Source organism: Magnetococcales bacterium (assembly GCA_015231925.1).
In the GTDB taxonomy this organism is placed as follows: Bacteria; Pseudomonadota; Magnetococcia; order Magnetococcales; family JADGAQ01; genus JADGAQ01.
The window spans coordinates 1-2,967 of sequence record JADGAQ010000317.1 but is presented as its reverse complement, the minus strand read 5'-3'; the positions used below and the strand labels follow the sequence as shown (position 1 = coordinate 2,967).

The 2,967-nt window shown below is 52.9% G+C and carries 4 protein-coding genes; all 4 read right to left on the bottom strand.

All coding sequences use genetic code 11. The features are described 5' to 3' along the window. Positions 1–208 precede the first annotated feature (208 nt). Positions 209–1,075, bottom strand: a complete 867-nt coding sequence (locus HQL56_19310; GenBank protein MBF0311666.1) for a hypothetical protein — start codon at positions 1,073–1,075, stop codon at positions 209–211. A gap of 100 nt (positions 1,076–1,175) precedes the next feature. Next, positions 1,176–1,442, bottom strand: a complete 267-nt coding sequence (locus tag HQL56_19305) for a helix-turn-helix domain-containing protein (protein ID MBF0311665.1) — start codon at positions 1,440–1,442, stop codon at positions 1,176–1,178. Beyond that, positions 1,439–1,765 carry a transcriptional regulator gene (locus HQL56_19300; protein ID MBF0311664.1) on the bottom strand — a complete coding sequence of 109 codons (327 nt, stop codon included), beginning with the start codon at positions 1,763–1,765 and terminating at the stop codon, positions 1,439–1,441. Before HQL56_19300 ends, HQL56_19305 begins: the two co-directional genes overlap by 4 nt. A gap of 24 nt (positions 1,766–1,789) precedes the next feature. Continuing rightward, positions 1,790–2,967, bottom strand: a 1,178-nt coding sequence (locus HQL56_19295) for a tyrosine-type recombinase/integrase (protein ID MBF0311663.1), incomplete at its 5' end; no start/stop codon positions are given.

Below are 2,967 nucleotides of genomic sequence, written 5' to 3'. Positions count from 1 at the left end.
CAACATGCTTGGTCATCTGAAACCTCGTCTCGTTTAATGAGGCTGCATGATGGCCAATCATGCAACCGATGGCGTTGGCCAACTTGAGACAAGGTTTTACCACGGATAAGAAAACGGATCTAAGCGAAAACTCATCCGTTTTGGCTTGAGGAAAACCCTGTTAAATCAATGCGGAAGAAGCGGATGGAAAAGCGGATGAACGGAAAACTCATCCGTTTTTGAGAGGGCGTTGGAATTCGCGGCATATTCTGGCTACTGACTCGGGAGCAAGTTCTTCCCCGGTAGCTGCCTGGTGTTCCTTAGCAATCTGCTTTGCGATGTCTCCTTTTTTGCGTTCCGGATCGGCTTTTTCAAGTTCCATCATCTTGGCCACGAATCGTTCATTCCTTTCGAATGTCGCCGCCTTATCCTGCACACGCTTTGGTTCTTCCTCGGAAGGGGCAACGGGTTCTGGTAAGGTGGTGGCAGCCGGTTGGATGGGTGTTTCTGATTTGGGAGGAGTTGCGTGGGTGTCCCATGCGGCCATTTCGGGAGGGATATCCCATTTCTGGGAGATGGCCCATTTGATAAACTTTTTCGGTTTTATTGACGTATTTTCAAACGCTTCCATGAAGTAACTATAAGAAGCAGAGTTTCTCCAAGCAACTCTAAATATCGCTATTTCATATATATCATTAAATATCTCATAGTCAGGCAATTCCTTACGGATTCCACCAAACTTCCCATGCAATATGTAACGTCCAAATATCTCAAGCCTGGAAATGTATCTTATTAATATATCGCTACTATTTACATCGATGGGTGGCTTATCTTTCGCAAATCCAGTAAGTTCAACTTGATTGGTAAAGTCTGAAATATTTTCTCTAGTCATATGGTTTAGTTTTTCATATGAATTCTTAAACCGCGTCTGAATATAACCATCCTGTAATGTAGCCTGAATCTCTTCATTAATCTCTTCATTAGTTAATGGTGGATTATCAAACGGCTCTATATCTTCTCCAAGCGACAGAAGAAGCAATTGCCAGGCTTTCAAAATAGGATATTGTTGCCACTTTTTCCAGACGATAGCAGACATTGGAACGCCTCCTTTCAAGGCGTGCCTTTCGTGAGGAACCCGGCCAGGGGGTGAAAGGTATCCCCTTTTCCGTTGGCCGACGTAGGCCGGGTGTTCGGTGTCAGGCAATCGCTTTCAAGGCTTCCGGGTTCTGGTTGGCAATCTTCAGGAGGGATACCGCCGGACCACAGGGAACCCGCCGCCCTTGCTCCCAATCCTGAACGGTTCGCACGCTCACCCCCAGCAATCCGGCAAATGCCGATTGGGTGAGCATGGCCTTTTCCCGCACCGTTCGGGGATCGGGGATGGCCATTTGAACCCGTCGGCCTTCGCCTGCCTTGATGGCCCGTATTCCTTCCAGCAACTCCTGTCCGATGTCGCGTTTCATCGTTCCAACTCCTTCCGCAGTTCCGCCAGCACCCCCGACGGGATGTTCTCCGCTTCATTCTTGGCATACAGGGTCAGCAACCAGATTTCCCCCTGGTGGTTGCGCCAATAGTAGATCACCCGCAACCCGCCCCGTTTGCCATGCCCCTTGCCCTGCCAGCGCAATTTCCGGATTCCGCCCGATCCCGGAATGACAACCCCCATTTCCGGATGCAGGACCAAAGACCATTGCAGCGCCGCATATTCCGAATCGGTCAGATAGTCGTGAACCAGTCGGGAGAATAGGGGAGCCTCGACAAAGGCCACAGAAAGATTATACGGCATTGCCGGAACTCCACGCCAGAAGAATCACCCTCTGCCCCTTTTCCGGGTTGGCAAGGGTACCACGTTCCCAACCGGGGGAGTTTCTTCGGTTCCTGCCTGCATCCGCTCCCATATGTGGCTTCCTATTTGTTGGGTGGCCTTCATCAGGGGATCGTTGCTCAAGTGGGCATAGCGTGCCGTGGTGGCCGATTGGGTGTGGCCCAGGAGCTTGCCGATAACGGGCAGGCTCAACCCCATGGTAGCCCCCACCGATGCGAAGGCGTGGCGTAGATCGTGAATCCGGAGGGTTTCCAATCCGGCGTTTCCTTTGACCACCCGCCACGTCTTGTTGATGTTCGTCATAGATTGCCCCTCAATCCGTCCGCAGATGACGAATGGGTTTCCTTCCTGGCGAGGAAGCCGGGCAAGCAACTCCAAAGCGGGAGGATTCAGGGGAATGGCCTTGGCCCCGGTCTTGGAGTCGGCCAGCCGCAACGCCCCATGCTGGAAATCCACTTCCTCCCAGCGCAAGGTCAGGATTTCGTTCAAGCGTGCCCCGGTCAAGATCAACAGCCGAAGGGCAGCGATGACGTAGGGGGAGACTGTTTCCCCCTTTTCCACCTCGGCCAAAGCCTGTCCCAGCCGCGCCAGTTCATCGTCGCTCAACAGCCGCTCCCGCTTCTCTTCACGAAATTTCTTCACATGCAGACATGGGTTGCTCCTGTCTGCACGCAACCCAACCAGTTCAAGCCAATTAAACATCACAGAGAGAAGGGCCAACACTTTATTGGCTTGATAGGGGGTTTCCTGAAGTTCGTGGTGCAGTTTGACGATATGGCTCCTCTGAACGGCATTGATGCGTTGATTCCCAAGGGAAGGGATGATGATCTTGTCGAAGAGCCTCCGATACTCAGCAATCGTGCGCGCCTTGTTGCGGGGAATGACGTGTTCGGTGTGGAATCGCTCTACCACCTCGGACACCGTGGGCACGGCCTTGGCTTCCGCCTTGGATAGGGCAGGATCTTCCCCGGCAGCCACCATGCCCAGGAGTTTGGATGCTTCCGCCCTGGCTTGCTCTGGAGTCCAGGGGGAACCATGCACCCCGATCATTACCCGCTTCTTGGCACCGTTGATGCGGTATTGGAGCAAATAGACCTTCCGCCCGGCAGGGGTGATCTTGAGCCCGAAGCCGGTCAAGTCGGAATCGAACAGGAAGGAATCCT